Here is a 434-nt window from a genome sequence, read left to right as displayed (position 1 = left end):
GGCAACCTTATCGCGTTCACTGGCAACGGCGGTTTCTTTTTCGATAATTGATGCCATCGTCACCAACTGGTTTTTATCTTTATAAGGCAGACCGTCCGCACGCCCTTCCCAGGCGCTATCGACCGCTTTCACCATTTTCTAGTGCGCTCGCTTGAGTAACGCGACATCGGTGGTATTGGCGGTATACATCCAGGTGTCTGGCCAGAACCAACCTTCAATCCACTCCGGGTTTTCCAGTTCAAGTGCCTGCGCTACGGTGGCGTACTTATCATCGCTCAGCGTATGCTTGATATACGGGGCCTCACGCAATTGCTTGAGGTAATCGCTCAGACGCATCCCTTCTACCAGTCGCAGAGGGAACTGTGCTTCTTTACCGCTTTCCAGCAATTTCAGCATCTCGCGCACGGTCATCTGCGGTGTAAAGCGGTAAGTCC

General features: G+C 52.5%; 1 pseudogene. It reads right to left on the bottom strand.

Annotation, left to right across the window (positions count from 1 at the left end):
• Nucleotides 1–396, bottom strand: a pseudogene (gene mltG / locus C0Z18_RS32505) (endolytic transglycosylase MltG); the annotation flags it as partial.
• Nucleotides 397–434 lie beyond the last annotated feature (38 nt).

The sequence above is a fragment of the Trinickia dabaoshanensis genome (genome assembly GCF_002879885.1).
In the GTDB taxonomy this organism is placed as follows: domain Bacteria; phylum Pseudomonadota; class Gammaproteobacteria; order Burkholderiales; family Burkholderiaceae; genus Trinickia; species Trinickia dabaoshanensis.
Note: the sequence above shows the minus strand (reverse complement) of the source record. Positions and strands in the feature narration are given on the sequence as shown.